The organism is Cedecea selenatireducens (assembly GCF_042138895.1).
Taxonomy (GTDB): Bacteria; Pseudomonadota; Gammaproteobacteria; order Enterobacterales; family Enterobacteriaceae; genus Cedecea; species Cedecea selenatireducens.
Map to the genome: position 1 here is coordinate 338,476 of NZ_JBHIKW010000003.1, position 23,685 is coordinate 362,160.

General features: G+C 57.2%; 28 protein-coding genes. 7 read left to right on the forward strand and 21 right to left on the reverse strand.

Annotated elements, in window-relative coordinates; all coding sequences use genetic code 11:
- Positions 1 to 93: 93 nt before the first annotated feature.
- The 8 genes from dagF to ACE38U_RS07045 form a co-directional block, all read right to left on the reverse strand.
- Positions 94 to 834, reverse strand: a complete 741-nt coding sequence (gene dagF / locus ACE38U_RS07010; protein WP_375529395.1) for a 2-dehydro-3-deoxy-phosphogluconate aldolase — start codon at positions 832 to 834, stop codon at positions 94 to 96.
- A 2-nt stretch (positions 835 to 836) separates the two neighbouring features.
- Positions 837 to 1,949 (reverse strand): DgaE family pyridoxal phosphate-dependent ammonia lyase, encoded by a 1,113-nt coding sequence (locus tag ACE38U_RS07015; RefSeq protein ID WP_176983133.1) that lies wholly within the window; start codon positions 1,947 to 1,949, stop codon positions 837 to 839.
- 13 nt (positions 1,950 to 1,962) lie between these two features.
- Positions 1,963 to 3,066, reverse strand: a complete 1,104-nt coding sequence (locus ACE38U_RS07020) for an amidohydrolase/deacetylase family metallohydrolase (RefSeq protein WP_176983134.1) — start codon at positions 3,064 to 3,066, stop codon at positions 1,963 to 1,965.
- 55 nt (positions 3,067 to 3,121) lie between these two features.
- Positions 3,122 to 3,763: a DUF4310 family protein gene (locus ACE38U_RS07025; RefSeq protein WP_038476326.1), complete on the reverse strand. Its 642-nt coding sequence runs from the start codon at positions 3,761 to 3,763 to the stop codon at positions 3,122 to 3,124.
- Between the two features lie 11 nt (positions 3,764 to 3,774).
- On the reverse strand, positions 3,775 to 4,551 hold the full coding sequence (locus ACE38U_RS07030; protein ID WP_038476329.1) for a DUF4311 domain-containing protein: 777 nt from the start codon (positions 4,549 to 4,551) through the stop codon (positions 3,775 to 3,777).
- Between the two features lie 149 nt (positions 4,552 to 4,700).
- Positions 4,701 to 4,997 (reverse strand): DUF4312 family protein, encoded by a 297-nt coding sequence (locus tag ACE38U_RS07035; protein WP_038476332.1) that lies wholly within the window; start codon positions 4,995 to 4,997, stop codon positions 4,701 to 4,703.
- A gap of 2 nt (positions 4,998 to 4,999) precedes the next feature.
- The gene (locus tag ACE38U_RS07040) at positions 5,000 to 5,362 is read right to left on the reverse strand and encodes an SFCGS family glycine-rich protein (protein WP_038476335.1); all 363 of its coding nucleotides are present in this window, start codon (positions 5,360 to 5,362) and stop codon (positions 5,000 to 5,002) included.
- 17 nt (positions 5,363 to 5,379) lie between these two features.
- On the reverse strand, positions 5,380 to 5,682 hold the full coding sequence (locus tag ACE38U_RS07045; RefSeq protein ID WP_038476338.1) for a glycine dehydrogenase: 303 nt from the start codon (positions 5,680 to 5,682) through the stop codon (positions 5,380 to 5,382).
- Positions 5,683 to 6,136: 454 nt separating this feature from the next.
- On the opposite strand from ACE38U_RS07045, the gene ACE38U_RS07050 reads away from it, so the two are divergent.
- The 3 genes from ACE38U_RS07050 to ACE38U_RS07060 are packed head-to-tail and all read left to right on the forward strand — an operon-like array spanning position 6,137 to position 7,672.
- On the forward strand, positions 6,137 to 6,460 hold the full coding sequence (locus ACE38U_RS07050; RefSeq protein WP_154189014.1) for a type II toxin-antitoxin system RelE/ParE family toxin: 324 nt from the start codon (positions 6,137 to 6,139) through the stop codon (positions 6,458 to 6,460).
- Positions 6,447 to 6,734: a helix-turn-helix domain-containing protein gene (locus ACE38U_RS07055; RefSeq protein ID WP_052048993.1), complete on the forward strand. Its 288-nt coding sequence runs from the start codon at positions 6,447 to 6,449 to the stop codon at positions 6,732 to 6,734. The genes ACE38U_RS07050 and ACE38U_RS07055 overlap by 14 nt, the downstream gene beginning before the upstream one ends.
- Positions 6,734 to 7,672, forward strand: a complete 939-nt coding sequence (locus ACE38U_RS07060; RefSeq protein ID WP_038476341.1) for a LysR family transcriptional regulator — start codon at positions 6,734 to 6,736, stop codon at positions 7,670 to 7,672. Before ACE38U_RS07055 ends, ACE38U_RS07060 begins: the two co-directional genes overlap by 1 nt.
- Here the strand turns inward: ACE38U_RS07060 and mdcH are convergent.
- The 8 genes from mdcH to mdcA all read right to left on the reverse strand — a co-directional run bounded on the left by mdcH (position 7,656) and on the right by mdcA (position 14,728).
- The gene (mdcH, locus tag ACE38U_RS07065; RefSeq protein WP_375529396.1) at positions 7,656 to 8,564 is read right to left on the reverse strand and encodes a malonate decarboxylase subunit epsilon; all 909 of its coding nucleotides are present in this window, start codon (positions 8,562 to 8,564) and stop codon (positions 7,656 to 7,658) included. The genes ACE38U_RS07060 and mdcH overlap by 17 nt on opposite strands.
- Entirely contained in the window at positions 8,561 to 9,181 is a 621-nt protein-coding gene (locus tag ACE38U_RS07070; protein ID WP_176983137.1) for a malonate decarboxylase holo-ACP synthase, read from the reverse strand. The genes mdcH and ACE38U_RS07070 overlap by 4 nt, the downstream gene beginning before the upstream one ends.
- Before the next feature lie 3 nt (positions 9,182 to 9,184).
- Positions 9,185 to 10,144, reverse strand: a complete 960-nt coding sequence (locus tag ACE38U_RS07075) for an AEC family transporter (protein WP_038476350.1) — start codon at positions 10,142 to 10,144, stop codon at positions 9,185 to 9,187.
- Positions 10,145 to 10,270: 126 nt separating this feature from the next.
- Entirely contained in the window at positions 10,271 to 11,071 is an 801-nt protein-coding gene (gene mdcE, locus ACE38U_RS07080) for a biotin-independent malonate decarboxylase subunit gamma (protein ID WP_331635266.1), read from the reverse strand.
- The gene (locus tag ACE38U_RS07085) at positions 11,071 to 11,901 is read right to left on the reverse strand and encodes a biotin-independent malonate decarboxylase subunit beta (protein WP_038476356.1); all 831 of its coding nucleotides are present in this window, start codon (positions 11,899 to 11,901) and stop codon (positions 11,071 to 11,073) included. The genes mdcE and ACE38U_RS07085 overlap by 1 nt, the downstream gene beginning before the upstream one ends.
- Positions 11,894 to 12,193: a malonate decarboxylase acyl carrier protein gene (gene mdcC, locus ACE38U_RS07090; protein WP_038476359.1), complete on the reverse strand. Its 300-nt coding sequence runs from the start codon at positions 12,191 to 12,193 to the stop codon at positions 11,894 to 11,896. The genes ACE38U_RS07085 and mdcC overlap by 8 nt, the downstream gene beginning before the upstream one ends.
- A gap of 10 nt (positions 12,194 to 12,203) precedes the next feature.
- Positions 12,204 to 13,073, reverse strand: a complete 870-nt coding sequence (locus ACE38U_RS07095; RefSeq protein WP_038476362.1) for a triphosphoribosyl-dephospho-CoA synthase — start codon at positions 13,071 to 13,073, stop codon at positions 12,204 to 12,206.
- Entirely contained in the window at positions 13,073 to 14,728 is a 1,656-nt protein-coding gene (mdcA, locus tag ACE38U_RS07100; RefSeq protein ID WP_038476365.1) for a malonate decarboxylase subunit alpha, read from the reverse strand. Before mdcA ends, ACE38U_RS07095 begins: the two co-directional genes overlap by 1 nt.
- 386 nt (positions 14,729 to 15,114) lie before the next feature.
- Between mdcA and ACE38U_RS07105 the strand changes: the two genes are divergently transcribed.
- Positions 15,115 to 15,747, forward strand: coding sequence for a CatB-related O-acetyltransferase (locus ACE38U_RS07105; RefSeq protein WP_375529397.1), 633 nt, complete (start codon positions 15,115 to 15,117; stop codon positions 15,745 to 15,747).
- 37 nt (positions 15,748 to 15,784) lie between these two features.
- Here ACE38U_RS07105 and cybC read toward each other — a convergent pair whose 3' ends face one another.
- Complete coding sequence (cybC, locus tag ACE38U_RS07110) at positions 15,785 to 16,171, reverse strand: cytochrome b562 (RefSeq protein ID WP_038476371.1); 387 nt, start codon at positions 16,169 to 16,171, stop codon at positions 15,785 to 15,787.
- A gap of 189 nt (positions 16,172 to 16,360) precedes the next feature.
- Positions 16,361 to 17,713, reverse strand: a complete 1,353-nt coding sequence (gene pmbA / locus ACE38U_RS07115) for a metalloprotease PmbA (protein ID WP_038482999.1) — start codon at positions 17,711 to 17,713, stop codon at positions 16,361 to 16,363.
- A gap of 99 nt (positions 17,714 to 17,812) precedes the next feature.
- On the opposite strand from pmbA, the gene yjgA reads away from it, so the two are divergent.
- Complete coding sequence (gene yjgA, locus ACE38U_RS07120; RefSeq protein WP_038476373.1) at positions 17,813 to 18,367, forward strand: ribosome biogenesis factor YjgA; 555 nt, start codon at positions 17,813 to 17,815, stop codon at positions 18,365 to 18,367.
- Positions 18,368 to 18,425: 58 nt separating this feature from the next.
- On the opposite strand, the gene ACE38U_RS07125 is transcribed toward yjgA, so the two are convergent.
- The 3 genes from ACE38U_RS07125 to epmA form a co-directional block, all read right to left on the reverse strand.
- The gene (locus ACE38U_RS07125; RefSeq protein ID WP_008453726.1) at positions 18,426 to 19,055 is read right to left on the reverse strand and encodes a LysE family translocator; all 630 of its coding nucleotides are present in this window, start codon (positions 19,053 to 19,055) and stop codon (positions 18,426 to 18,428) included.
- 77 nt (positions 19,056 to 19,132) lie between these two features.
- Positions 19,133 to 19,663 (reverse strand): GNAT family N-acetyltransferase, encoded by a 531-nt coding sequence (locus tag ACE38U_RS07130; protein WP_375529398.1) that lies wholly within the window; start codon positions 19,661 to 19,663, stop codon positions 19,133 to 19,135.
- A gap of 136 nt (positions 19,664 to 19,799) precedes the next feature.
- The gene (epmA, locus tag ACE38U_RS07135; RefSeq protein ID WP_038476380.1) at positions 19,800 to 20,777 is read right to left on the reverse strand and encodes an elongation factor P--(R)-beta-lysine ligase; all 978 of its coding nucleotides are present in this window, start codon (positions 20,775 to 20,777) and stop codon (positions 19,800 to 19,802) included.
- 381 nt (positions 20,778 to 21,158) lie between these two features.
- Here epmA and frdA point away from each other — a divergent pair, with 381 nt between their 5' ends.
- Together frdA and ACE38U_RS07145 are read left to right on the forward strand one after the other, a co-directional pair.
- Complete coding sequence (gene frdA / locus ACE38U_RS07140) at positions 21,159 to 22,949, forward strand: fumarate reductase (quinol) flavoprotein subunit (protein ID WP_038476383.1); 1,791 nt, start codon at positions 21,159 to 21,161, stop codon at positions 22,947 to 22,949.
- A complete protein-coding gene (locus ACE38U_RS07145) occupies positions 22,942 to 23,676 on the forward strand; it encodes a succinate dehydrogenase/fumarate reductase iron-sulfur subunit (RefSeq protein ID WP_038476386.1) in 735 nt (244 codons plus the stop codon). Before frdA ends, ACE38U_RS07145 begins: the two co-directional genes overlap by 8 nt.
- The last annotated feature ends 9 nt before the right edge of the window (positions 23,677 to 23,685 follow it).

Genomic DNA, 23,685 nt, shown 5'->3' on the forward strand with positions numbered 1-23,685 from the left:
TTTCTTTTCCCCCTCGCCCCTTTGGGGAGAGGGGACCTTTCTTTTCCCCCTCGCCCCTTTGGGGAGAGGGTCGGGGTGAGGGGAAACAGTGCTTTACCCCACCAGCTTCTTCGTCATCGCCAACAGCGTAGCCACATCCGCCGGGCGCGTATTGCCGCTGGCCTTGTCGATAATCGAGCTGTAAATATGCGGGATCACTTTGCTGACGCCGGCGTCCAGCGCAATCTTCAGGATCTCTTCGAAGTTTTCGAGATCGATACCGCCGGTCGGCTCCAGCCAGAAGTCATGCTTCGCACAGGCTTCCGCCACCGCCTGATACTCTTCGCGGCACTCCAGCCCGCCCATCGGGAAATATTTGATTGAGCTGCCGCCCATATCCTTCAGCAGCGCAATCGCGGTTTCAACAGGCACGATGCCGTCCGGTGCGCCTGAGCTTAACGGGCCGGTGGAGATTTTCACCATTCTGACGGTGCCGGTTGGCGAAACCAAGCCGTTAACCACGCTGTCGTTCTGGCCCAGCAGCGCACGGCTGGTGCCCACGCCGGTAAAGACCTGGTTGACGTGCTGAGGCTGAATCTGGCCAGAGATTTCACTCACCATCGCCGATTGATTCGGGTCGCCCGCACCAAGGCCGACGGACAGCGCGTTGTCGATAAGCGCCGCGTAGTCACGCATATCGGCAACCGCACTTTCTACATCCGGGTAATTTTTAGACAACACGCCGACCAGCACGTGGCCTTCCGCCGCCTGGTAAATCTCTTTGGCGTTCTCTTTAGAGCCTGCCAGCACGTTCAGGCAAACGCGGTCGCGGTAAAAATTTGGGGTCAGTTTCATGCTTATTTCTCCTTGCTTACCAGTGCTTTGATGCAGCGGTAAATAATCTCCAGCTGTGCCGCGCTTACGCTGCGCACATCCGCTTCAATAATGCCTTCATTCGCCTTATAGCCACGGAAGTAGATGGCGTATTCGCCCTGCTTCAACGCGCTGACCAGCTCGCCGGTGCTGATGCCGACGGTCGCTTCGTCGAACTTGATTTCGCTGCGGGCGATATCGCGGCCGGCTGCATCCCACACTACGCGGGCGGTTACGCCATTCAGCGTGTTCAGGCTGTCGATAAACGGCATCATTTTGGCGACCATTTCGGCCCCGCTCTCTTTGGCCGCGCTCAGGTAATGTTCAATCGCGCAGGTCAGGCCGAGGATGCCTTCTTTGCCAACTTTCATTGCACGCCCGATGCCGCCGGTTTGCAGCTTCACCCACTCGACGTACTGCTCTTTGCCGATCACCAACCCGCTGGTTGGGCCTTCGATAGCTTTCGCCCCGCTGTAAATCACCAGGTCGGCCCCGGCACGGTAATAGCATGCCAAATCTTCTTCTGCCGCAGCGTCTACGATCAGCGGCAGGTTGTGTTTACGCGCCACGACCACGGCCTGCTCAACGCTGAGCATGCTTTTCTGCACCGAGTGGTGGGATTTGATATACAGAATGGCCGCCGTGCGTGGAGAAATAGCCGCAGCCAGCTGATCCGCTGAACATTCGTTGGCGTAGCCTGCTTCGACGATTTTGCCACCGCCCAGGTTCACCATGGTGCCAACCGGCGCGCCGAAGTTAACGTTGTGGCCTTTCGGCAGCACGATCTCGTTGTTCTCCAGCGGGGCCGCATGCAGGTTCTCGATCAGCCATTGATTGTCTTTCACCAGCACCGCCGCCACGGACTGGGCGATACCGGCAGAAGCGCAGGACACCACGGTCGCCGCCTCAACGTCGAGCAGCCCGGCAATGTAGGCGCCTGTCTTATTAACCAGATCCTTCATTTCAAAGTAGTGGTTCATACCGGTGGTTACCGCGTCCACCACTTCCGGACGTGGCGTGGACACGCCGAGGGCGGTCATGCGGCCGGATGCGTTAATTACCTGTTTTAAATTGTATTTTTCATAGATCGAAGACATGTTCTGTTTTCCCTTATTCACAGTCAAACCACTTCCCGGCGCGCACCGCAGCCAGCGCCACCAGCACCTGGTCACCCGTCAGCGTTTGCTGCTCTGCGTCGGTAAATACCGTTGGCTGACGGCGCAGCTCGAAGACGGTCAGGTCGCCGTCCAGCCCTACGGCCAGGCGGCCTTTATTTTTCAGTCGTAATCCATCGGCAGCGTGAACGGTCACGCAGTCGATCACCTGAGGCAATGACAGGCCGATGGAGAGGAATTTAGACATCACCGCGCCGAGTGAATGCACCGGGCCGCTGATGCGGTTGCGGCAGTAGATGTCCGAGCTGATGCTGTGCGGCAGAATGCCCTGCTGAATAGCGACACGCGCCACGTCAAAACTAAAGCTGGCGGTGCCGTGCCCTACATCCAGACGCACACCGCGCTGAATAGCCTGCGCTACGGAGGCTCTCAGTTGCCCGGCCGGGTTGAGAATGCGGTTTGGCTTGCCGTTGTAGCAGTGGGTAATGATGTCGCCGCTGGTCAGCAGTTCGGCCACTTCATCGAGGTCCGGCGGGTTGTTGCCGATGTGCACCATCAGCGGCAAATCGCCGTTTTCTTTCTGGATAGCCTTGGCGCGCACCAGCGGCGTAATGCCGTTATCGCCCACCACGCTGCTGCTCATCCGCGCTTTTAAGCCCACGATAAAGTCCGGGTGGCGCTTCACCGCGCCGCGCACGGCGTCAGCGTCGATATTCGCCATATTGGACAGTTCGTTTTGGGCAATCAGGCCCACGCGGGAAATGTTCAGCAGGGCATAAACTTCGGTCGTCGCGCTGCGGGTGATTTGATAGAAATCGTCGACGTCATCGGCGCCGGTGCTGCCCGCGTCGACCACCGTAGTGACACCGGTATGAATGCCCACGCTGTCAGGCTCGTCGTGGTAGATAGGGGACCTGGGGTAACAGTGAACGTGGGAGTCAATCCAGCCGGCGCTAACGTAGTATTCGCCGTTCAGCTGGCGTTCTTCAGTTGCCTCGCCGGTTATCTTGCCTAAGGCGGCAATCTTGCCGTCCTTCAGGGCGATATCGATCACGGTATCGTCCACCAGCCGCGCCTCGCGCAGGATCAGGTCAAACATATTTTTCTCCTTAACTGGCGGGCGAGCCGCAGCCCGTCCGCCCTGGAAATACTGCTTACAACGCTACCGGGAAGATCGAGCCTAAGATCATTGCGCCGAGGATCGCCCCGCCGGTGATCGGTTTGCCCCAGAGATAAAACAGCAGAGAGCCCACCAACGAGCCGATACCGATTGGAATCGAAGCCGTCATGGCGCTGAGGATAATCAACGGCCCGAGGAAGCGGCCGGAAGCGTTACCCGCGCCCATCATGACATCCGCCCCGTAGGTGGAGTCGCTCTGATTGATGGTGAACTTACGCGCCAGGATGATGAGGTAGCCAATGGCCAGGCCAATCACCAGCCCGGTGATCAACGAAGCGCCAAAGTTAGCGACCGGGAAAACAAAGCCTGCGCCCAGCAGCAGCGCCGGAACGCCGAGGCCTACGCCGGTTTGAATCGCCCCACCGATATCCAGAATCCCCACCAGCGAACCTTCAATGATGCGGGCAAACAGGAAGCTTGCGCCAAACGCCGCCACCGCACCGTAAACGCCGGTATCAATCCCCGACTTCAGCATCGCCACGAAAGCCACTTCGTTAAACGCGCCGATGCCGTACAGGTAGTACATATGCGTCCCGGCAAACACGCCGGAGGAGAGCAGGCCCACAAAGATTGGGAATGACCAGTCCGCGTACCAAAAACCTTTATTCTGTTCCATGCGTTATCCCCTTATTTGCCGCTCAGCGAGTTATGCAGCAGATCCAGCCAGTTCGGCACGGTCATGTGGAAAGACTCGATCATCTTCATGTCGAACCCACGGAAGAAGGCACTCAGAACAAAGAGGGCAACGATAGCCGTCATCATCACTTTGGTAACGCGGTGCCAGCCGCTTTCTTCAACGCCTTTACCGATCAGGATGCCAAGCACCAGACCCGGTACGGCGTTACCCATGATCAGCTGCGCTGCGCCGCCGAAGATGGTTGCCCAGAAACCAGATTTTTTACCGGCGTCGATAGCCGCCAGCCAGAAAATAACCGGCATCACGGTGTTCACCAGCAGGTTGGCCGCAGGCACCAGCACTTTCACCGCCGTCACCTGAAGCGCCGCCGGCACCGCAGACGCGGTTGAGTTCAGAAACGCCACCACGATCATGCCGATGATGCCGCAGGCGATAGCCATTTTTCTTGGGTCGTGGAGGGTTTCCGCCACGTTGCGATTCTTCACCATCAGTGCCGCCGCGCCCCAGTTAGGGATGATGCGGTGGTCAACGTCCTGGGTGAACGCACCTGCTGCAACGGAAGAAGCCCACGCGTTGAAGAAGAAGCCGAGGCCAAAGGAGAAGTGAGAAGCCGGGTCCCCTTCGCAGGAGTTCAGCTCGCCGAGTGTACGAAATGCGCCCATGCCCTGAGTGGTTGGCGCATGGAACATACGCGCGGCTCCGGCACCAACGCCCACGCCGACGAGGCCGCCGATAATGAGTGATTTTATTAATATAATTAAGAACATGAGTCTGCCCTTTTCTACCCTGCTTATCTGTCGCTGTAGCCGCGTTAGCTGCGCTCAGTCACCCGAATCACTTACCCAAGTAAGCTCATCGGACTGCCTTCCCTTGCTGCCTTGCTACAACACCAGCTAATTGGGTATAAATGTTTGAATTAACTAGAGACGAAATCTACCTCATCGAGGTTAAGAGCCGTCACGTTGACGGAAACATCCAGCTCCACGCTGTAGCTCCGCCTTTCCCGACGCAGGAAGAAGAACAGAAAAGCTTCTTTGCGCACCCTGACCTGCGCCTGAACAACCTGCACGTCCTGTGGCTCAATGCGCAGAAGAATGTGGTTGGTGGATTTGAGCACCGTGCCCTGAACGTGGTTCAGGGCGTCGGAGAAGGCTTTGGCTTTGGTATCGCCGCGCCCGCTGACTCGCACCGTAGTTGCGAATTTCTCTTTCATACTCAGCTGCCGTACTTCTTGTTCCAGGCCAGCACCAGGCGCTCGCCCAGCTCTTCTTTATCCATAAAGCCAAAGCCAAGCACGTTGTTGCCTTCGTTAATCGCCGTCACGCCTTCATCAACGGAGCGCATGCCGTATTTGGCTTTGTAGCCATGTTTGGTTTGTGCGGTGATAGCGCCTGCGCCACCGCTGCCGCAGAAGGAAATACCAAAAGTGGCGTTTTCTGCTTTCATCACGTCGCCTAGCTTCATGTCGGCGGCGACGCCTGGAATAACCACGGCGCGACCGCCCGCTTTTTCGATCCCTGCTGCAACTTTCTGGCCTTTGCCCAGACGGTCACCAATCACTACGGTAATTTGTTCCATTTTTTTCTCCTGATGATTCAAAGATTGTCTTTCGCCACTTCGAAATGCACTGACAGCAACCACGCTTCTTCTACCGGCAGATTCCCGAACTGATCGACCACCGCCTGCGCCATTTCCATCGACTCGGCGGAGATCTCTTCGAACAAGCTCTCTTCCACTTCTGGTAACGGCTCCCCGGTGAGAGAGCGATGAATCATCGCCTTCACGTGGGAGGCCAGCATTTGTTCCTGTACCGCGTTGGGCGTGATGTGCTTACTTTTGAACAGCGCGTAAATAAAATCCTGAATACGCGTCGTTAATTCCTCGGCTTCATTAACCATTACCGCTCCGTTATTCACCCTGGGTACCTCGTTAACTAATCTGTTTTTTAAACTACCTGGCGGGGTGGAAGGTTTGTAGCGAGTTGTTTTCCACTTCGAAGTGGAAATCGGTGAGGCAATAGTGATCTGTTCCACATAAAGGCCCGGAATGGCGGTTTTCAGCTGGCTTACCGTGAATCTGGTCACATAACCGAGTGATAAAAGGCCCCTTTTCCAGCGGCCCTTTTTGTTCGAAAGTGTGATGGGAGGACAGTTTTGCCGCCATTATTGGCGTTGCTTATGGCAAAGGAATCGACGTTCACGAGGCATTACGCAAAAACAGAAGCGGGAGATAGAAAAGAAGTCAGGCGCGCTTTAGGCTGATTTTCGCCTGGTTTTGCCACCAGCATCAGCAATAAAAATTAGCTTATAAGGCAATTTAATTGCTATGTTAACCTCGTCAGGGAGTGACCGTATGTTTCGCGTTCAATTGCATGTGGATGTCTTCGATGAAATAACAGAATTGCCTCCCGTCGTTCAGGCAAAAATGCTGCGTCTGATTGATAAAATTAAACAAAATGCGACATCGCTGCGTGAGCCTGATAGCAAACCCTTAGGCAATGGGCTGTTTGAAATAAGGACGATGGGAACCCATATCGCACGGGGGCTTTATGTCTACCAAAAAGGACGAGTTATTTATCTTTTACGGGTTTTTGTTAAGAAAACGGCAAAAACACCAACTGAGGAAATCAGGCTGGCTTTTCAACGACTAGAGGAGATGCTCAATGAAAAAGAGTAAAAGTATCGACTGGGAAAAAGCGCGCGCAGACCTGCTAACCAACCCCGAAGTACAGGCCGCTTATGAAGCCGAAGAGCGTAAGCTGCGGCTGCAGGCAATGCTTGCTGAATGGCGCAGCCATGAAGGACTAACACGCGCACAGGTTGCCGAGCGTATGGGCGTCACGCCGCCAACGGTCTCTCGTATGGAAGCCAATATTATCAAAGCCAGTATTGAAACCGTTGTCCGTTACGCAAAAGCCTGCGGCGTCAAACATCCAAAGATTATCCTCTAATGAAAATCGACGCTGAAATCACCTTCCGTAAGCTTGAGATCTTTATGGAGTTTATGGAGAAAGGGAACATTGCGCGCACCGCCGAAGCGCTGGGTATTAGCGGGGTTAGCGTGCATCGCGCGCTGCATACGCTGGAAGAAGGTGTGCGCTGCCCGCTGTTTATTCATAAAGGGCGCAACCTGGTGCCGCTGGAATCTGCGCTCACCCTGCTGGAACACTGCAAAGAAGTGGTGGCGCTGATGGCGCGCGGCATCGATGAAACCCGTCAGGCCGCGGGCGTTGGGCAGGGCCGGCTGCGCATCGGCACCCTCTATTCCCTGACGCTCGAAACCGTTCCGAAACTGATCATGGGCATGAAACTGAGGCGACCAGAGCTGGAAATGGATCTCACCATGGGCTCAAATCAGGTGCTGCTGAATATGCTGGAAGACGGCGTGCTGGACGCAATCCTGATTTCTATTTCCGAAGGCGAAGTCGATCGCTCAAGGCTGGAAGTCCTGCCGATGTTCCGGGACGATATTTTCCTCGCCGCACCGGCCAGCTTCCCGCTCGACACCAGCCATCCGGCAGATTTACGCGAGTTCCACGGTGAAAAATTTGTTTCGCTCGCGGAAGGCTTTGCTACCTACGCGGGCTTTCAGGAAGCCTTTAGCGTCGCCGGTTTCGAACCGGAAATCGTCACCCGCGTAAACGACATTTTCTCGATGGTCAGCCTGGTACAGGCGGGCGTCGGGCTGACGTTGATGCCCGGCAGAATGAAGAAGGTGTATGAAAATTCGGTGCAGCTTTTAAGGCTTGCCGAGCAGTACCAGATGAAGCAGACCATCGCTATCGTCTTCGCCCGTAATCGCGAACTTGACCCGAACCTGCTGGCGCTGGCCGCCGAGGGGCGCATGTACGCCCGCTCGTTTATCGATACGCCTAACGCGCCGCCTTAGTTTTTTCCGCAAGATGAACGATGGCCGCCACTTTATTTTGTTCCCGGCAGACGGCGATCCCTTCCCGAAACGCCTGCCGTGTCAGCCCCGAAAGTACGCTGCCCGGCGGCATTTCAACAGCCAGACGCACGTCGCGCTCGTTGGCGGCAACCATCGCCTCTCGCCAGCGCACGGTCCGCGCCATGTTAAGCGCCAGATCTTCGGCAATTTGTTCCGGCTGCCATTGGACGCGGCCCGTGCTGCCGCTGAGATAAGCGCAGGACGGGCGGCTCAACGCCACATCGGCAAACGCCTGCTTAAGCTTCTGTGCGGGTTCATTTAGCAGCGCACAATGGGACGGCACGCTAACCGCCAATTGGCGAGCTTTTTGCGCCCCCTGCTCCAACGCCCGGTGCGCCACCTTCTCCATAGCCAGCTCGCTCCCGGCAATGACGATTTGCTGCTCGGCATTGATATTCGCGATATAGGTTTCGCTGCCCGCCACCAGGGCTTCAACCTGCTCAAGACGCAGCCCGACGATGGCCGTTAAGCCGTAACCTTCTGGATAAGCCTGTTCCATCAGGTCGCCACGAAGCGCCACCAGCCGCAGGGCATCGGAAAAACGGATGACGCCGGCCATCACCGCGGCCGGAAACGCCCCGATAGACAGGCCGCTGACTATGTCCGGCTTCACGCCATTACGCTCAAGCTCCTGCGCCCAGGCCACGCCTGCGATTAGCAGGCAAAGCTGCACCGCGCGGGTATGCTTCAGCGCGGCAGCGCTATCCAGCTGGTTTGCTTCATCGCCTAAAACCGCCCTTACCTGCGCCATGATGGCGTCACGCTCGGGTAAATTTTGCAGCATGTCCGCCCGCTGCGTTCCCTGTCCGGGAAAGGTAAAAAGTATCTTCATCCGTTATCCTCCGGCTGCCAGGGATTAACCACGAGCTGCGGCCCCTGATTGGTTTTCAGCAGCACGCGCTTTTCCCTTAGCCATTCCGCCAGCGCAAACGCCCCATAGGGCGTTTCGATTTGCGTATCGGCCCGGCAAAGCAGTTTGTCGGTCAGGCTCTGCCACTCTGCCAGCGCCTCTTTTGCTATCGGCTGTGGGCAGCGGACCAGCAAATCAAGGTCGCTCGCGGCGTGCATCACCGGCACTTCGGTTGCCAGCGTATAGCCTACGCTCCCGGTAATGCCCCAGCGCCATGCCCACGGGCGGCTTGCCAGTTGAATAGCCCCCTGCACCGGCGGCATGGAAACAAACGGGGAATTGAGCAGCAGGTCACGGCTGGATAACGCCTCCGGGCTGACGACGCGCTTCACGCTCGCCGGATTCACCCAACCCGCAGCTCGCTGGTCGCGCCGCATTCCTCGCACGCCTACCGGAACACGTCCGTCACGCTCGACATCACGCCGCACCACCACCGGCAGCGCAGGGCGCCACTGGCTGGTGACCCACTCCTCGTTAGCACCTTCCAGCGCTTCGCGGTCGGTGAGCCAAAGGAGATCGTGGGGGCGTAATGTCGGCATTATTTAAAGTCCTGAAGTCAGCGTAATAAACAGCGGTAGCGACAGGATAGAGAGTACCGAGCTTAGCAACAACACGGCTTCTGCATCCGGCGACTGCACGCCAAAGCGGTTGCCAAAGACCACGCCAAAGAAGCCGGCGGCCAGGGCAATCATCAGGATGGAAGTAATCGCTACCGGGCCGGTCAGGCCAAGCGCCAGCACGATGCCCCAGGCGATGAACGGCTGAATCAGCAACTTGGTAACGGTCGCGGCGATCACCATGGTATTGATCTGCAGCCTGCGGGCCGACAGGATCACCCCGGTCAGGAACAGCGCAGCGGCGGTAGCGGCCAGGCCCAGCGGTTTAATCGAGGCCAGCAGCAGGTCAGGCATACGGATACCGATAGCCGACAGCACAACCCCAAGCAATGGCCCCCAGACGATAGGTTTTTTCACCGAACGCCACATCAGCACCGGCAGCATCGCCAGCGTTGAGCCGCTGTTTTCACCGGCCGCACGGGCTTTTTCACGCTCAAGAATCAGCAGGCAGAACGGCGTCATCAGGACGGAACCGCAGGCAATCGACACCGCCACGGAAAGCGAAGTCGAAGAGCCTTCACCGAGCACGCTGCCTAAAATTGGCAGGCCGAGCGCGGCATAGTTAGGCAGCGCCACGGTAAGGGTCAGCACGGCAGCATCCTGCGGCGACTTTTTAAATACGCTGGTCGCCAGGAAGTAAATCGCCGCATAGGTAATCCACATCGCAAGCACCAGCACCACAATCAGCGGTGACTGCTGAACAATGCCAAGCCACGGCGTTTGAACGGTCGCGCTAAACAGCGCGGCGGGTAGAGCAAAGTCCATGACAAAAATGTTTAACAGCGAGACATTTTTGTTATCGACCATTTTCGCTTTGCCGGCGAAAAATCCCAGCAGCATGATGACAAAAATAGGGGCCAGAGCATGAACGATCACGTAAGTCATAACTTCACCTTGAGTCAATAAAGAGAGTTAGCACGGTCGCGATATTTATTATTTTCGGACGTTTTTTTTACTCAGGCACGGCGTACCGTGCCTGGTTATAGAGTCCGGCAGGTTTGTCTTTTTTTATTACCAGCTGGCGCGCATACGTTCGCGAACCAGCGCCGAACTGTGGCGATTTTTCGCCAGCAGACGGCATTTCAGCGAAGTCTCGCTACGTGCTTCTTTCACCGCCGTACTCAGAGCAGCCTTCACTTTTGCCACATCGTCGCTCTGCGGAGCATCCGGGTGGCTGATATCCAGCAGCGCCGAAAGCAGGCCGAGAGTTTCATAGTTGCTGATGTCGTAGGCCATCGGTGGAATGGTGGCGGCCAGCTTCTCCAGCGCCTCCACGGTGCGTAAGGTGATGCGCGCGGCGGACTCTTTCCCCATCGCGTGGATCATCACGCCCTTGTCGTTAAAGGCGATCAATCGGTTAGCCTGGTAACCATGGGCGAGAAACGCCCCGGACATCGCTTTGCCGACAATCAGGCCCACAACAGGATGCCCGGCCAGGCGAGCATTGGCATAAGCGCCTGCGGCACCGGCCAGCGCCTGATGAATACCGAATGCCTCTTCGCGGCGGCCATAGGCCTGGCTTGGGACATCAATCACCGCAACGATGGCGCGCTTTTCAGCCTTGTTTGCATCTTCAGCGATGGTTTCGCTGACCACTTTTGCCAGCGTCCAGCCTTCTAACAGCCCCACTTCGCCGCCAGCAGCACGGGGATAATGGTTATTGGCATCGGGCACCACGGCGATAAAGCGGGCAGGTTTCCCGTCAACGTTGCCGTCGGCGACCTGTACGGAGGCGCACAGCCCCGCCATACGAGGTGCATCCGGAACTAAAGTATCCAGCCAAACGGCGGCGCGATTCAGTTTCTGGCTCATTAACGTTTCTCCCCAAAAAGCTGTTTGATCTGTTCGGCATCAGCCTGCTGGCTGGTGTCGAAATGGGTCAGGCGATCCAGATACCACGCGTAGTTATCGGTGCGATGCTGCGCCGGAACGCCTTTGGCGATGGCTTCATTGACCGCCTGCTTCACGGCATGGACGCCGTCGCCAACCAGCGCGTCCACCAGCCCGCTCTGATAGCGAACTTCACCGCCGGTCATGCCCCAGATAAACGGCCGGTCGCGGGAGTCATATTCCTCAATGCCCGCTTCCTGCTCGATAACCTGCGGGCCGTTGAGGCCAAGACGTGCCTCGCGAGTCACAATCAAATAGCTGCAAAGCGCGGCGGCGATCGACATTCCGCCGAAGCAGCCCACGGTGCCGGCCACAACGCCAATCACCGGGGTGTAGCGACGTAAATCGACAATCGCTGCGTGAATATCGGCAATCGCCGCCAGGCCGAGGTTGGCCTCCTGCAGGCGCACGCCGCCGGTTTCCAGGCAAAGCACAGCCTGAGTAGGAATGCCGTGGCGGTTGTCTTCCGCCGCCAGTTCAAGCGCGGCCGCCATTTTTGCGCCGGACACTTCGCCCATGCTGCCGCCCTGGAATGCGCCTTCGATGGCAATCACCACCGCCGGGCCACCGTTAATCGTGCCTTTGGCAACGACCATGCCGTCATCAGATTGCGGCACAATGCCCTGCGGCCCCAGCCACGGCGAGACAATGCCGTCGAACGGGTCGAGCAATTCACGATAGCTGCCTTCATCCAGCAGCAGACGTGCGCGCTCGCGGGCTCTTAATTCAATAAAGCTGCTGTCGTCACGCATGAGCCACCTCCTCAAAGACCTGTTCAATACGGATACGCGCCACGCCCGGCGTCGCGCCAAAATCATGAATTTTCAACTCTCCGGCAGGCAGGCTGCTTAGCGCGGCCAGGCGCTCGAAAAGTGCTTTCCAGCGTTTTTCGCTGTTATCGACGGAGGTGGTGATGTCGATGGTCAGAGTCTGCCCCTGTGCGGCAGAAAACAGGACTTCCATATCGCCGGAGCCCACCACGCCAGCCAGGGCTTTGCCTGTGGCCGTGCGGGTTGCCGGAAATGACAACGTAATGTGTTCCATAACGCCCTCGTTAAATAAGTGAGTGAAGCGGGGTGGCATCGTTGGCGATGCGGTCCAGCAGCAGCGTGGCGGCGAGCAAATCAGCCGCCCCGCCCGGTGAGGCATTTAGCGCCAGCATGTTGCGGTCGAGCACGTCCAGCGCGTCGCGGCCTTCCTGGCGCGAAATACCGCCGTTGATCAGCACGCTGCGGGCACCGTTCTGCATCGTTTCCAGGCCGGTTAACCCGGCGCGAGAGAGCACGCAGGTATCTGACAGCGAAGTCATAATCGCCATCAGAGCGTCAATGCGAGCCTCGCCCTCGGTTGCTCCGGACTGGCGGCTGCGGCGCAGCTGAGGCAGCGCGAGACGCATAACGTGAGGAAAGCCCTGCTGAGCTTCTTCTCGTGCGCCCGGTACGCGATAGCGTCTTGTGGCTCTCAACCCTTTGCTAAAGCTCTTTGGGGCTGCCTCATCAGGAAGCCCAGCCAGCCGTGCTGCCGTAGCGGTAATCTCCGCGCTGCTGCCTGCCATACCGTGCATAGCGGCGGCGGAAACCAGCAGGCCAAGCGCCCAGATTGCGCCCCGGTGGGTGTTCACCCCGCAGGTCGCCGCCATCATCTGCTGCTCCCCTTCGCGCCCCAGGCGCCCGACCAGTTGGCGCAGCGCGATGTCTGCCGGACGTTCCCAGCTTTGTAATGCCAGAGCATGAAATGTCGGGGTCAGGCTGTGGGCCGATCGCTCCATCAGCGCCAGGCTGAGATCGTGATGGGCGCCATTCCCCCGGCTGTCCACCAGACCGGGTTTTGGGCTCAGACGGGCTTCTTCAATCAGGCTTTGGGTTGCCGCCCTTGCCAGCCAGCCCGCCCCTGCCTCAACGCCTTTCTGTGGATGTAATTTCATTACCAGCTCCGGAATTTCGCCGGCGGGTTGTAGAGACCGCCGGACCATTCGACCAGATCGGCCACGCTGCTTGCCGCCAGCAGGGAACGAGTCGCATCGCTGCGGCGGATCCCCATGTCTTCCGGGTAAGCCACTTTGCCGCTCTGGCGAAGCGCCGCGACGCGCTTAGCGTCAACGCCCAGGCCGATGTCGGTGATACCGGCCACCGCTGCCACCATCGCACGTCGCTCTTCCAGGCTCTCCGCGCGGTAGAGATATGCAATCCCTTCCTCGGTCAGCACGTGGGTTACGTCGTCGCCGTAAATCATCACCGGTGCCAGCGGCATACCGGAGGTTTTAGCCACTTCAACAGCATCCAGGGTTTCTACGAAGGTTGGCTTCACGCCCGCCTGGAAGGTTTCGACCATCTGCACCACCAGCTTTTTGCCGCGCTGCATCGGGTCAGGTTCAGTTATCATGTTCAGCCAGGCCGGTGTGGCATGGCGACGACCGTGCGGGTCATGGCCCATGTTTGGCGCGCCGCCGAAGCCCGACAGGCGGCCACGCGTCACGGTAGAAGAGTTCGCCAGGCCATCAACCTGCAGGGTCGAACCGATAAACATATCCACCGCGTATTGCCCTGCCAGCTGGCACATAGCGCGGTTGGAACGCATGGAGCCGTCGGCACCGGTAAAGAAGATATCCGGGCGAGCGCGGATGTATTCTTCCATCCCCAGCTCACCGCCGAAGCAGTGCACGCTCTCAACCCAGCCGCTTTCAATCGCCGGGATCAGCGTCGGGTGTGGGTTCAGGGTCCAGTGCTTGCAGATTTTGCCTTTCAGGCCAAGCCGTTCGCCGTAGGTGGGCAGCAGCAGCTCGATGGCGGCGGTGTTGAAGCCGATCCCGTGGTTCAGCGACTGCACCTGATGCTCGGCGTAAATGCCTTTGATAGCCATCATTGCCATCAGGATATGTTCCTGCTTGATCAGGCGCGGGTCGCGGGTAAACAGCGGTTCGATAAAGAACGGCTTATCGGCAACCACCACGTAGTCAATCCACGAGCCGGGAATGTCCACGCGCGGCAGGTCACAGTCGTCGTCCACCAGTTCATTAACCTGGGCGATAACAATGCCGTCGTGGAAGGCGGCAGCCTCAACCAGCGCTGGGGTATCTTCGGTGCTCGGCCCGGTGTACAGGTTGCCTTTACGGTCAGCTTTATACCCGGCGATAAGCGCGACGTTAGGCGCAAGATCGACGTATAAGCGCGCATAAAGCTCGATGTAGGTGTGAATAGAGCCAATTTCCAACTGCCCGTCTTCCAACAGTTGAGAAATACGCAGGCTTTGGGTACCGGAGAAAGAGAAGTCGAGCTTACGGGCAATGCCTTTTTCAAAGATATCAAGGTGTTCACTGCGGCCGACGCTCGGCATGATCATATGCAGATCGTGTACTTTTTGCGGGCTGACTTCCGCCAGCATGCGGGAGAGAAAATCTGCCTGTTTCTGGTTGTTACCTTCCAGCACCACCCGGTCACCCGGCGCAATCAGCTTTTCCATCACTGCGACGAGGTCCCCGGTCGGGATCACCTTGCCCTGTACGTTGCTGGACGCCATTCGCCGCTGCTTCTCGGTGCGGCGTGTGTTCCAGACGCGGGCAGGCGTTTGGCTAGCACTCATTATTAACCTCCTGATTCAGCAAATCATTTTGATTGGCTTTAGTCTGGTTAAAAGTGTGCGCCACGCCGGGTTGGCTATCAATTAAGCTCAGGAACCAATCATTAGCCTTAGAGTAATAATGGATTTACCGTTTTGTGATCGAGGTAGAAGGTGAAGTTGGCCAGGGTGCGCTACACACAAACGAGGGAGGAAAAAAGTGTACTCTGAAGCTCCCGGTGTTAAGGTTAGCGGGTCTTCAATACAGGTTTTAACGTCATGCTACTCACCACAATCCTCAACAATCCTTGGCTGAAACAGCCGCGCATCGCTTAGCGCGTTCAAGTTTTCCCTCTGCAAATTGAAACGGAACTTTGTTCCGTCGGCATACTATTGTTGTGAGAAAAAACATGTCAAAGACTGAAAAACACTGGTCTCAGGTCGAATACCTGCACGAAACGGTGACTAACCCCAATATTCATATCAAAGGCCGGCACAGCTATTACAGCGACTGCTGGGATGGCGGCTTTGAGCAAAGCGCGGTGCGCTACCTTCAGGGAGACGCGATTAGCCAGCAGTGGGAACCCATTGGCGTGCTCGACCAGCTGTGGATTGGCGATTACGTTTGCATTGCCGCCGAGGCGGTGATCCTGATGGGCGGCAATCACACGCACCGCAGCGACTGGTTTTCCCTTTATCCGTTTATCGAAACCATCAAAGACGCTTACCGCGCCAAAGGCGATACCACGCTGGGAGACGGATGCTGGATAGGCATGAGGGCAATGATTATGCCTGGCGTGACCATAGGCGCAGGCGCGATTATTGCCGCAGGCAGCGTGGTGACAAAAAACGTCAGCCCTTATAGCGTGGTCGGCGGCAACCCGGCAAAACCTATCGCCTTGCGTTTCGAACCCGAAGTGATTGAGCGGCTGCTGAAGCTGCAAATTTATCAGCTAAGCGATGAGCATTTTCAGGCTATTCAGCCCCTGCTGAGCAATAACGATATTGATGCGCTGGAACGCGCGGTGAGAGCACTGCAATAAAGAGAGCGGGCGGGAATAACCCGCCCGTTTTTAAATCTTAGCGGAACTTCTTGTGGTAGGTATCGCGCGTGGTTTTGAAGTCAGCCGCAGCGGCCTGAGCTTCTGTGACTTTGCCTTCAGTAGCCAGCTTCAGCGCACCGTCAATCTGGCCCACGAGGATATCAAACCCGTGGCGGTACTCTTTCATGTTGGCGCTGTCGGCTGCTTCATTTTCCAGCTTTGGCGGCGTCCCTTTTTGCGCATCCAGAGCTGCTTCACGCATGTTGCCCAGTGAAGTTTTCAGCTCGGCGGCATCTTTGGTGCTCAGCACGGTTTTGTAGTTTTTGGCGATAATGTCCATGTCGTCGCCAACGTCTTTAGCAAAAGCGACGCCGGACAACAAAACGGATGATACTGCTAACATTGCAATCAGTTGCTTACGCATTTACTCACCTTTCCTTTATCTTTTTTCTACTCGTCATACTTCAAGCTACAGCGGTGTTGGCTGCTTTCGCTCACCCCAGTCACTTACCCAAGTAAGCTCCTGGGGGTTTACTCTCTTGCCGCCTGGCTGTAACTCGAATTATTTAGAGTATTTTTTTGAGGTAGGCGCGGCAGGACGCGCCACATTGCTTTACTGACCGGCTATCTTCATCTCCGGAAGTAAGACTGAACCACACTGAATGTTGCTACGTGTTTCTATATCGTTGCCAATAGTAACTATCTCGCGCCACATGTCCTTCAGGTTACCGGCGATGGTGATTTCGCTCACCGGATACTGGATCTCACCGTTCTCAACCCAGAAGCCTGCCGCACCGCGAGAATAGTCGCCGGTAATGCCGCTTACACCCTGCCCCATCAGCTCGGTCACCACCAGCCCGGTGCCCATCTGTTTCAGCATTTCCTCAAAGCCGAGGCCTTGACCGGCAATACGCCAGTTGTGGATGCCGCCCGCGTGGCCGGTGCTTTTCAGCCCAAGCTTACGCGCGGAATAGTTGGTCAGCAGCCACTGCTGCAGCACGCCGTCTTTGATGATGTCACGGCGTTCCGTGCGCACGCCTTCGCTGTCGAACGGCGTGGAGGCCAGGCCTTTCAGCAGGTGCGGATGCTCTTCAATGGTCAGCCAGTCCGGCAGGATTTGCTTGCCGAGGGAGTCCAGCAGGAAAGTCGATTTACGGTACACCGCGCCGCCTGCAATCGCGCCGACCAGGTGACCGAACAGCCCGGTCGCCACTTCATTGGCGAAAATAACCGGCGCTTTCATGGTGGACAGCTTACGCGGCGACAGGCGGGACAACGTGCGGCGTGCGCAGTCGGCACCGACCCACTCGGGTGACTTAAGGTCTTCCATCGCACGGCCGATGGTGTAGGCATAATCGCGTTCCATATCGCCGTTCTCTTCGGCAATCACGCAGCTCGAAAGAGAGTGACGAGTGGAACAATAGCTTTGCAGCATGCCGTGGCTGTTGCCAAAGACTTTGATGCCGTAATGGCTGTTAAAGCTGCCGCCTTCGGTGTTGGTAATACGCTTGTCCACGTTCAGGGAGGCGTTTTCCGCTCGCGCGGCAAGCTCAATAGCACGCTCCGGGTCAATCTCCGCCGGGTGGAAGAGATCCAGATCGGGTGCATCAAAGGCCAGAAGTTCTTTATCGGCCACGCCTGCATAAGGATCCGGCGAGGTATAGCGCGCGATATCCAGCGCCGCCTGTACGGTACGCGCTATCGCGTCCGGGCTAAGGTCGGTGGACGAAGCGCTGCCCTTGCGGTTTTGATGATAAACGGTGATGCCAAGCGCACCATCGCTGTTGAATTCGACATTTTCCACCTCACCGTAGCGGGTGCTGACGCTGATACCAGTGGTTTTACTGACCGCAACTTCCGCGCCGTCTGACTTGTCTTTCGCCAGCTCCAGCGCCTGTGAAACCGCCTGCTCCAGAACCTGACGTTGTTGTGCTACTTGCGTGTTTACTTTCATCGCTACTGCCATAATGTAAGGTGAGTCGTTCAAGTCTAACAGGATCAGAACAATTTCGCAGTGCAGCCCCATTGCTGGTAATATCCGCGTCAACTTTTTAAGGAGCCTAATATGACCAAGCAGCCCGAAGACTGGCTCGACGACGTGCCCGATGATGAAAATGAAGACGAAGATGATGAGATTATCTGGGTCAGTAAAAGTGAAATTAAGCGCGACGCCGAAGAGCTAAAACATCTCGGCGTTGAGCTGATGGAACTGGGCAAAAATGCCCTGGAAAAAATCCCGCTCGACGATGATTTGCGTGCCGCGATTGAGCTGGCGCAGCGCATTAAGAAAGAAGGTCGCCGCCGCCAGATACAGCTGATCGGCAAGATGATGCGTTCCCGCGATATGGACCCTATCCGTCAGGCGCTCGACAAGCTGAAAAACCGCCACAACCAGCAGGTATCGCTGTTCCACAAGCTGGAAGCGCTGCGCGACCGTCTGGTCGAAGAAGGCGACGAGGCGATGAGCGAAGTCCTGAGACTTTATCCGCAGGCTGACCGCCAGCAGCTGCGCGTGCTTATCCGTAACGCGCAAAAAGAAAAAGCGGCCAATAAGCCGCCTAAGTCCTATCGTCAGATCTTCTCTTACCTTCGCGAACTCGCCGAAGCGCAGGAAAGCTAAGACGCTAGCGCTGGCCCGATGTTCTCCGCGGCCAGCGCTCGATTATATCTGACCTTTCTCAGGTCAAATTACTGCGTCGATACAGCGCCACGCCCACCGCCAGCACGGCGAGCATTCCCGCACAGCTGCGGTTCACCCAACGCATCACGTTAGCGGAGAACTTACGCATCGCATGGCGGCCACCCCAGGCGTAAATCGTCATCATGATGCAGTCGATAATCGCACTGACCAGCGCCAGAATCATGTACTGCATCGCCACCGGCTCCTGCGGGCGGATGAACTGCGGTAAAAATGCCGAGAAGAACAGCAGCCCCTTCGGGTTGGATAAACCGACCATCAGCGAGCGTAAAAAAGCCGTTTTTCCCGTGGCCACCGCTGCCGAAGCGCTCACGCTCAGGGCCTTAGCAGGGGCACGCCACAAAACGTAAGCCAGATACACCAGATAAAGCGCACCGCCCCACTTCACCACCGCAAACAGCTGCTCGGAAGCCTGCAACAATGCGCCCAGGCCGCAGCCCACCGCGCCAATCAGCAGCAGGTCGGCCAATACCGCCCCAAGAAAGCCGTAGCCCGCAATACGCATCCCGTAAGTCGCTCCGTTATTGAGCGCTAAAAGCATCGACGGGCCGGGCGTCACCATCACCGCGCTAACGGCGATGACGTAAAGAAAAAGCGTGGTGATATCCATCAATCAAGTCCTGGTAAGCAAAAACACATCAGCGCCCGCCGGTGATTGGCCGGCGGGCACGTTAAGAAAGTTGTGGTTTAAACGCTGCGTTCCATCACGACGCGGCAGAGATCGTCAAAAAATCGCTGATACCGCGCCTCGTCGATAGGCTGCGGGTAACTCAGCACGATCAGTTGATGGTCGGGAATGTCCGCATGGTAGGTCGGGTGGAAATGCGGGTATGCGTTTTCACTGAACCCGAGGCTTTGGTAAAAGCGCAGCCGCTTATGGGCGATCTCCGTGGTCAGCGGATCGATTTCGAGAATGGTTTGCGGGTAAAGCTGTAAAAACTGGCTCAGCATCCGTTTGCCGTAGCCCTGCGCACGCAGCTGGTCGTTGACGGCAAGGTGCTCAATATAGGCGTAGTCGTCAAAGTCCCATGCGCCAATCATGCCGACAAACTGCTCGCCGTCGAACCACGCCTGCAGGCTGTAGTTTGGGTTAGCAAGTGCGCTGATTTTTGCGGCCGGCTGGCGTTTTTCGTGGCGCGGAAAGGCGCTTTCATACAGCTCGTCCACGCTTTCAAAGTACGGGGAGCTGCGGTCGGTAATTCGTTTTATCGTTAGCATGGCGCGCAGTTTATCAAATGCAGGCGGAGAAATAACCTGGCGGCTGGCGGCGTAAGCCAGAGCTAAAAAAATGGCCCCATTTGTGGGGCCACTATTCTTCGAACGTAAAGTCTTCGAGCGTTAAGCCTTTTGAGCGCTAAGCGCGGTCGACCGTAAAGGCTAAAACCTCGGAGAGACTTTCTGCCCCCAGCGCCAGCATGATCAGGCGGTCAACGCCCAACGCCACGCCGGAGCTGTCCGGCATGCCGGCTTCCAGCGCCGCCAGCAGATTCATGTCCACCGGCTGCTGCGGCAGGCCAAGAGCGGCACGTTTGCGGTTATCCTGCTCAAAACGCTGCTGCTGTTCACGCGCGTCGGTCAGTTCGTGGAAACCGTTCGCCAGCTCAATCCCTTTAAAGTACACCTCAAAGCGCTCCGCCACGCGGTGATCTTCGGTGCTGATCTGCGCCAGAGAGGCCTGACTTGCCGGGAAGTGATACACAAAGGTCGGCTTGTCCTTACCAATGTGTGGTTCAACGCCCATGGCGAACAGCAGCTGCAACAGCGTGTCCCGGTCTTCTTCTGTGTCGGCGATGTTGCTCAGGTCAAGCTTCGCCGCGGCTTCACGCAGCTGGGTTTTGTCCGCAGACAGCGGGTCGATGTCCAGATGGCGCTGGAAGACCTGCTGATAAGACAGACTTTCTGCCGCGCCACACTCCAGCACCTGCTGCAGCAGGTCATCCACCTCATTCATCAGGCGGTACATGTCGTAGTGCGGACGGTACCACTCCAGCATGGTGAACTCCGGATTGTGGTGACGCCCCATCTCTTCATTACGGAAACTGCGGCACAGCTGGAACACCGGGCCACAGCCCGCCGCCAGCAGGCGTTTCATGTGGTATTCCGGGCTGGTCATCAGGTACAGGTTCATGCCCTGAGAGTGGCCTGGGCCGACGAAACGGGTTTCAAACGGCACCAGATGAATATCGGTTACCGTCGCCTGGCTCATGCAGGGTGTTTCCACCTCCAGAACGCCGCGGTCGGCGAAAAAGCGCCGAATCTCCGCCATGATGGCGGCGCGTTTTAACAGGTTGGGGATGGACGCGCTCGGCTGCCAGGTGGCCGTTTCGCTCATGAGAAAGTCTCCGTATTTATGCAAGGCCGAGAAGTCTACCCGCATCACAGAAAGGAGACAAATTTTGCGCAGAGAATTTTAATTTCGGCGCAAATAGCGAGACTCAGGCAAAATTTTTCTCGCGCCCCAGCCGCCATTTTTCTCTTCGCACTACACCATTTAAACAATCATTTTTGTGACGCAATTCATTAACAGAAGTAATTAATCAGCGCACAGATCGGCAAAAAAATCGAACAAATCAAATTTCCCTAAAATCCCTCCGGTTATACTTCATCTACCTAAAAAGGAGCAGGGATACACCTTTCGCAGCCACCGCCTTTATGACGGTGAATACCCTTTGGTCGTATAGCTTTGCGAATTACTACAATCTGGAGGAATGTCGTGCAAACCTTTCAAGCCGATCTCGCCATTATAGGCGCCGGCGGAGCAGGCCTACGAGCAGCCATTGCGGCAGCCCAGGCTAATCCACAGGCAAAAATCGCTCTGATTTCCAAAGTCTACCCAATGCGCAGCCATACGGTTGCCGCCGAAGGGGGTTCCGCTGCCGTCGCACAGGATCACGACAGCTTCGAATACCATTTTCACGACACCGTTGCCGGAGGCGACTGGCTGTGTGAGCAGGATGTGGTTGACTACTTTGTTCACCATTGCCCAACTGAAATGACCCAGCTTGAGCAGTGGGGCTGCCCGTGGAGCCGTCGTCCGGACGGCAGCGTCAACGTCAGGCGCTTCGGCGGCATGAAGATCGAACGTACCTGGTTCGCCGCCGATAAAACCGGCTTCCATATGCTCCACACGCTGTTCCAGACCTCCCTTCAATTCCCGCAAATTCAACGCTTCGACGAACACTTCGTCCTCGACATTCTGGTCGATGACGGGCAGGCGCGCGGCGTGGTCGCGATGAACATGATGGAGGGCGAACTGGTGCAGATCCGCGCCAACGCGGTAGTGATGGCCACCGGCGGTGCCGGACGTGTTTATCGCTACAACACCAACGGCGGCATCGTCACCGGCGACGGCATGGGCATGGCGTTGAGCCACGGCGTACCGCTGCGCGACATGGAGTTTGTGCAATATCACCCAACCGGGCTGCCGGGCTCCGGCATCCTGATGACCGAAGGCTGCCGCGGCGAAGGCGGTATCCTGGTGAACAAAAACGGCTATCGCTACCTGCAGGATTACGGCATGGGGCCGGAAACCCCGCTCGGCGAGCCGAAGAACAAATACATGGAGCTCGGCCCACGCGATAAAGTGTCTCAGGCCTTCTGGCACGAGTGGCGCAAAGGCAACACCATCTCAACCCCGCGCGGGGACGTGGTTTACCTCGACCTGCGCCACCTGGGCGAGAAAAAGCTGCTTGAGCGCCTGCCGTTTATCTGCGAGCTGGCAAAAGCCTATGTCGGCGTCGACCCAATCAAAGAACCTATTCCAGTCCGCCCGACCGCGCACTACACCATGGGCGGGATTGAAACCGATACGAAGTGCGAAACCCGCATCAAAGGGCTTTACGCAGTAGGTGAATGTTCTTCCGTGGGCCTGCACGGGGCCAACCGTCTTGGCTCTAACTCGCTGGCAGAACTTGTGGTGTTCGGCCGTCTCGCGGGTGAGCAGGCGATGGAGCGTGCCGCTCAGGCTCGGCCAGCGAACGATGCCGCGCTGAACGCCCAGGCCGCCGATGTTGAAGGCCGCCTGAAGCAGTTGGTCAATCAGGAAGGCAACGAAAACTGGTCGAAAATCCGCGACGAAATGGGGCTTTCCATGGAGGAAGGCTGCGGGATTTACCGCACCACGGCATTAATGCAAAAAACCGTCGACAAGCTGGCCGAGCTGCAGGAACGCTTCAAGCGAGTGCGCATTACCGACACCTCCAGCGTCTTCAATACCGACCTGCTTTACACCATTGAACTGGGCCACGGCCTGAACGTAGCCGAATGTATGGCGCACTCCGCCATCGCTCGTACAGAGTCGCGCGGCGCTCACCAGCGCCTTGACGAAGGCCATACCGAACGCGATGACGTCAACTTCCTGAAGCACACTCTGGCCTTCCGCGACGCCGACGGCACCACTCGCCTCGACTATAGCGACGTGAAGATAACCACGCTGCCGCCAGCAAAACGCGTGTACGGCGCGGAAGCGGAAGACGCTGAGAAAAAGGAGAAGGCAAATGGCTGAGATGCAAACCCTGAAGATTGAGATTGTGCGCTACAACCCGGAAACGGACAGCAAGCCGCATAGCGAAATCTACGAAGTGCCATTTGACGAGCAAACCTCGCTGCTGGACGGACTGGGTTATATCAAAGATAACCTCGCGCCGGACCTCAGCTACCGCTGGTCGTGCCGTATGGCGATTTGTGGCTCGTGCGGCATGATGGTCAACAAAGTGCCGAAGCTGGCCTGTAAAACCTTCCTGCGCGAATACACCAAAGGCATCAAAGTAGAAGCGCTGGCGAACTTCCCGATTGAGCGCGATTTGGTGGTCGACATGACCCACTTCATCGAAAGCCTGGAGTCGATTAAGCCTTACATTATCGGCAACTCGCGCACGCCGGATCAGGGGACTAACAAGCAGACGCCCGCGCAGATGGCGAAATACCATCAGTTCTCCGGCTGCATCAACTGTGGGCTGTGCTATGCCGCCTGCCCGCAGTTTGGCCTGAATCCTGAGTTCATCGGCCCGGCGGCGATCACCCTCGCCCACCGCTACAACCTGGACAGCCGCGACCACGGCAAAAAACAGCGTATGCCGCAGCTTAACGGGCAGAACGGCGTCTGGAGCTGCACCTTTGTCGGCTTCTGCTCCGAAGTCTGTCCAAAACACGTCGATCCGGCCGCGGCCATCCAGCAGGGCAAAGTCGAAAGCTCGAAAGACTTTTTGATTGCCACCCTGAAACCACGCTAAGGAGTGCAC

Bases quoted from the DNA above. Each gene is read 5' to 3' on its own strand.
- dagF (WP_375529395.1), bottom strand. From the start codon at position 834: ATGAAACTGACCCCAAATTTTTACCGCGACCGCGTTTGCCTGAACGTG.
- ACE38U_RS07015 (WP_176983133.1), bottom strand. From the start codon at position 1,949: ATGTCTTCGATCTATGAAAAATACAATTTAAAACAGGTAATTAACGCA.
- ACE38U_RS07020 (WP_176983134.1), bottom strand. From the start codon at position 3,066: ATGTTTGACCTGATCCTGCGCGAGGCGCGGCTGGTGGACGATACCGTG.
- ACE38U_RS07025 (WP_038476326.1), bottom strand. From the start codon at position 3,763: ATGGAACAGAATAAAGGTTTTTGGTACGCGGACTGGTCATTCCCAATC.
- ACE38U_RS07030 (WP_038476329.1), bottom strand. From the start codon at position 4,551: ATGTTCTTAATTATATTAATAAAATCACTCATTATCGGCGGCCTCGTC.
- ACE38U_RS07035 (WP_038476332.1), bottom strand. From the start codon at position 4,997: ATGAAAGAGAAATTCGCAACTACGGTGCGAGTCAGCGGGCGCGGCGAT.
- ACE38U_RS07040 (WP_038476335.1), bottom strand. From the start codon at position 5,362: ATGGAACAAATTACCGTAGTGATTGGTGACCGTCTGGGCAAAGGCCAG.
- ACE38U_RS07045 (WP_038476338.1), bottom strand. From the start codon at position 5,682: ATGGTTAATGAAGCCGAGGAATTAACGACGCGTATTCAGGATTTTATT.
- ACE38U_RS07050 (WP_154189014.1), top strand. From the start codon at position 6,137: ATGTTTCGCGTTCAATTGCATGTGGATGTCTTCGATGAAATAACAGAA.
- ACE38U_RS07055 (WP_052048993.1), top strand. From the start codon at position 6,447: ATGAAAAAGAGTAAAAGTATCGACTGGGAAAAAGCGCGCGCAGACCTG.
- ACE38U_RS07060 (WP_038476341.1), top strand. From the start codon at position 6,734: ATGAAAATCGACGCTGAAATCACCTTCCGTAAGCTTGAGATCTTTATG.
- mdcH (WP_375529396.1), bottom strand. From the start codon at position 8,564: ATGAAGATACTTTTTACCTTTCCCGGACAGGGAACGCAGCGGGCGGAC.
- ACE38U_RS07070 (WP_176983137.1), bottom strand. From the start codon at position 9,181: ATGCCGACATTACGCCCCCACGATCTCCTTTGGCTCACCGACCGCGAA.
- ACE38U_RS07075 (WP_038476350.1), bottom strand. From the start codon at position 10,144: ATGACTTACGTGATCGTTCATGCTCTGGCCCCTATTTTTGTCATCATG.
- mdcE (WP_331635266.1), bottom strand. From the start codon at position 11,071: ATGAGCCAGAAACTGAATCGCGCCGCCGTTTGGCTGGATACTTTAGTT.
- ACE38U_RS07085 (WP_038476356.1), bottom strand. From the start codon at position 11,901: ATGCGTGACGACAGCAGCTTTATTGAATTAAGAGCCCGCGAGCGCGCA.
- mdcC (WP_038476359.1), bottom strand. From the start codon at position 12,193: ATGGAACACATTACGTTGTCATTTCCGGCAACCCGCACGGCCACAGGC.
- ACE38U_RS07095 (WP_038476362.1), bottom strand. From the start codon at position 13,073: ATGAAATTACATCCACAGAAAGGCGTTGAGGCAGGGGCGGGCTGGCTG.
- mdcA (WP_038476365.1), bottom strand. From the start codon at position 14,728: ATGAGTGCTAGCCAAACGCCTGCCCGCGTCTGGAACACACGCCGCACC.
- ACE38U_RS07105 (WP_375529397.1), top strand. From the start codon at position 15,115: ATGTCAAAGACTGAAAAACACTGGTCTCAGGTCGAATACCTGCACGAA.
- cybC (WP_038476371.1), bottom strand. From the start codon at position 16,171: ATGCGTAAGCAACTGATTGCAATGTTAGCAGTATCATCCGTTTTGTTG.
- pmbA (WP_038482999.1), bottom strand. From the start codon at position 17,713: ATGGCAGTAGCGATGAAAGTAAACACGCAAGTAGCACAACAACGTCAG.
- yjgA (WP_038476373.1), top strand. From the start codon at position 17,813: ATGACCAAGCAGCCCGAAGACTGGCTCGACGACGTGCCCGATGATGAA.
- ACE38U_RS07125 (WP_008453726.1), bottom strand. From the start codon at position 19,055: ATGGATATCACCACGCTTTTTCTTTACGTCATCGCCGTTAGCGCGGTG.
- ACE38U_RS07130 (WP_375529398.1), bottom strand. From the start codon at position 19,663: ATGCTAACGATAAAACGAATTACCGACCGCAGCTCCCCGTACTTTGAA.
- epmA (WP_038476380.1), bottom strand. From the start codon at position 20,777: ATGAGCGAAACGGCCACCTGGCAGCCGAGCGCGTCCATCCCCAACCTG.
- ACE38U_RS07145 (WP_038476386.1), top strand. From the start codon at position 22,942: ATGGCTGAGATGCAAACCCTGAAGATTGAGATTGTGCGCTACAACCCG.